We start from the raw sequence: 3,253 nt of genomic DNA, 5'->3' as shown, positions 1-3,253 counted from the left end.
GGCCACCGAGGACCGAGCTCGTGGAGGTGCGCGTGAGCGTGCGCGACTCGCTGGTCGAGCTGCCGTCGGCCTGCGTGCTCGCCGGGGCGGCCACGTCGACCGCACCGGTGTCGGGCGCTCGGTCGTCGGCGATCACGGTCCACATGTTCGTCGGGGCGCGATAGCTGGTGAGCGCGAAGACGTCGTACGGCGCGGTGATCTTGGCACCGGCCAGATAGCTGCGCGGGATCGTGAAGGTCACGGTGTTCGCGACTGCGTCCCACTGCGACCACTCGTCCGGAAGCGCTGTCTCCATGGAGTGGTCGTAGGTGACCACCTCGGAGGAGCTGCGCGGGTCCGGGATGGTCGACTCGATCTCGCGACCACCGATGCTCACGCCGTACTTCGGCAGCGAGACGACACCCTCGGGCCAGAGCTGGTCGACCTTGAGAGTGGCGACGACGTCGAGGTCGGTGACCTCCACCTGGAGGTTCTGGAGGTCGGTGACCGGGGTCAGCGAGTCACCCTCGGGGTCGTCGTGCGACGCGGTGGTCGACGTCGGGTCGGCCTTCAACGGCAGGCGGTCCACTGTGCCGGCCACGTGCACGTGCCCCTCGGGGACGCCGTCCCCGTGCGCCGGCGACGTCATCGTCAGCGTCGGGGTGCTGGTCGCCACCGGGTCAGGGGTCCAGTCGGTCCGCGGACCGGGGACGAGGCCCAGGTCGGGCTGCGGGCACTCCCACACCGAGCCGGTCGAGGAGGCGTAGTGGTGGTCGTCGGGGTGCTGGACCTGGAAGGAGTTCGATCCGTCGCCCGCGACGTCGTTGGGGTGCACGTGGTCGTGCTCGGAGACCGTTCCGTCGCCGTTGACGTCGATGTACTGGCTCATCCGGGTCGCGAAGACCTCGACGTTGAGCGTCGAGACGCACTTGCTCATGCCGGGCGGGTCGGCGCTGTAGGCCATGATGTCGGTGGTCGGCACCGGGCCCCAGTCGCCCTCGGCGCCGTCGCCGACGTGCCCCAGGGTCAGGCAGTGACCCGTCTCGTGCAGCACGAGGTCGAAGAGCGAGAACGTGTCAGTCGTGCCCGGAACCGGGTCGATGGCGCCGTTGACCGCGAAGCAGACGTTGCCGCCGGCACCGCCGCAGTCCTCGACGTAGTAGCCGCCGCCGTCACCGTGGTGTCCGTCGTAGCCGGGCATGCCCTCCCAGGTGTCCAGGGAGAAGGGGTTGGCGATGTTGTGGCACGGCACACCGTTCTCGTCGAACACACCGAGCTCGTCGGTGAGGTAGAGCGGGTCGACGCCGATGCCGATGCCGCCGACCGGGTTGGTGGCGATGATGACGATCTCGGGGTCGTAGAGCGGGTAGGTGCTGACCTCGTCGCCCTCCGTGAGGCTGACGACGTCCGAGGTGATGTGGAAGTCGACATTGTCGCTCAGCCAGTCCAGCCCCATCTCGCCGGCGAGGTAGTCGATACCGCCCTCCCACGCTTCTGCCGCCTGGCGCAGGATGCGCAGGTCACGCTCGGCGGTCGGCGAGGCCGGCACCAGCACGGCGACGTCCACCTTGGGCGTGTCCAGGGCGTTCAGCCCCGCCTTGCCGTGGAAGCACACGTTGTCCGGGTTGTCCCGGTCCATGTTCTTGATGCATCCGGGCGGGAGGTTCTTGTCGCCGAAGTAGGGGCCGACGTAGTCGTCAGCCGGGCTTGCAGAGGTGGGGGCTGGAGCGGCGAGTCCTGCTACGCCGAGAAGCAAGGCGGCCGCCATCAGGCCTGGACGAAGCTGCATTCAAAGTCCTTCGGGGGTGAGAAGGTGCGGCGGGTCGCAGCGACGGAGGATGACCCCGACGCCGCGAGGCTGTCGTCGGTGCAACGGCCCCGGCCCGGATTGGTTACGACCTTTTTGTGATGTGCAGCACCATTGCGCCGCCGCGCAACGCGCCGTCCCCCCTGGTGCACGCAAAAAAGCCCCAGGCCAGAGGCACGTGCCTCTGGCCTGGGGAACTGTGGGCGATACTGGGTTCGAACCAGTGACCTCTTCGGTGTGAACGAAGCGCGCTACCACTGCGCCAATCGCCCGCGGTGGTGCTTGCGGGTGCGATCGCAGACTTTAGCCCATGTCCGAGCAGACGCCGACATCGGCTGGGTGGGCGCGCACCGCCGGCTCAGACCGGGAGCGCCATCTCCCGCTCACGCCGCGCCCAGGTCTGCGCGGCCTCCCTGGTGACCGGGCCGACCGGGATCGTCCGGTCGTTCCACCTCGTCACCGCCTGGACGTCGCGCGTGGTCGACACCAGGAAGACCTCCTCGGCAGCTTCGGCGACGGCGATCGGCTCGTCCACCTCGCGCGCTCCGCACCAGTCGAGCACCAGCGCGCGAGTGACGCCGGCGAGGCAACCGCTGGCGAGGGTCGGGGTGCGCAGCTCGCCGTCGACGACGTAGAACACGTTGGAGCCGGTGCCCTCGCACAGGTGGCCGGCGGTGTTGGCGAAGATCGCCTCGCTGGCCCCCTGCTCGCGCGCCTTGGCCAACGCAACGACGTTCTCGGCGTACGACGTGGTCTTGAGTCCGGCGACGGCGCTGTGCTCGTTGCGCGACCACGGCACCGTGACGACGTGGGTCTCATCCGGCGTGGGCTCCATGGGTACGGCAACCACCACCAGCGTCGAGTCGTGGGCGCCACGGCCGGACCCGAGGGGCGCGCGACCGGCCGTCAACGTGATGCGGAGGCGCCCAAGCGTCAGGTGGTCCTGTTCGAGGACGGCGGCGATCCCACGACGCACGGCGTCGAGGTCGGGGGCGTCAAGACCAAGCCCGGTGGCCGAGCGCTCGAGCCGAGCCAGGTGGAGGTCGAGCGCGAAGGGGCGGCCTTCGAGCACCTTGACGGCCTCGAACACCCCGTCGCCGACGGTGAACCCGTGATCGGTGACGCTGACCGCCGCCTGCTCGGGGTTGGTCAGGAGCTGTCCGTCGATCCACGCGTGCATGAGCGTCACTCTAGGACTCCCCCCACGACGACGCCGACCCAGCGCGCGCCGCCGAGAACCGCGCAGCCACGCCGAACCGGACCCCGATTGGTCTGCGTGCAAGGCATCGGCTAATGTTCCTTTCGCAGTCACGGAGGGGAAACCAGCCGGGAACGCAGGCGGACATAGCTCAGTTGGTAGAGCGCAACCTTGCCAAGGTTGAGGTCGCGAGTTCGAGTCTCGTTGTCCGCTCGGAGAGGTCAGTGTCAAGGCCAGACCTCCAGCATCACGGTGGGTTGGCCGAGAGG

General features: G+C 69.0%; 2 protein-coding genes and 2 tRNA genes. 1 reads left to right on the top strand and 3 read right to left on the bottom strand.

Going from position 1 to position 3,253, the window contains the following annotated elements:
- The 3 genes from VOI19_RS16785 to VOI19_RS16775 all read right to left on the bottom strand — a co-directional run.
- Positions 1 to 1,768: hypothetical protein (locus tag VOI19_RS16785; RefSeq protein WP_323794101.1), on the bottom strand; the 1,768-nt coding region annotated here is incomplete at its 3' end.
- A 218-nt stretch (positions 1,769 to 1,986) separates the two neighbouring features.
- A tRNA-Val gene (locus VOI19_RS16780) sits at positions 1,987 to 2,058 on the bottom strand.
- 86 nt (positions 2,059 to 2,144) lie between these two features.
- Positions 2,145 to 2,966 carry an aminodeoxychorismate lyase gene (locus VOI19_RS16775; protein WP_323794100.1) on the bottom strand — a complete coding sequence of 274 codons (822 nt, stop codon included), beginning with the start codon at positions 2,964 to 2,966 and terminating at the stop codon, positions 2,145 to 2,147.
- Positions 2,967 to 3,124: 158 nt separating this feature from the next.
- Here VOI19_RS16775 and VOI19_RS16770 point away from each other — a divergent pair.
- A tRNA-Gly gene (locus tag VOI19_RS16770) sits at positions 3,125 to 3,197 on the top strand.
- Positions 3,198 to 3,253: the final 56 nt, after the last annotated feature.

Source organism: Nocardioides sp. (genome assembly GCF_034670285.1).
Classification (GTDB): domain Bacteria; phylum Actinomycetota; class Actinomycetes; order Propionibacteriales; family Nocardioidaceae; genus Nocardioides.
The sequence above is the reverse complement of the archived record's forward strand: the minus strand, read 5'-3'. Positions and strand labels throughout refer to the sequence as shown.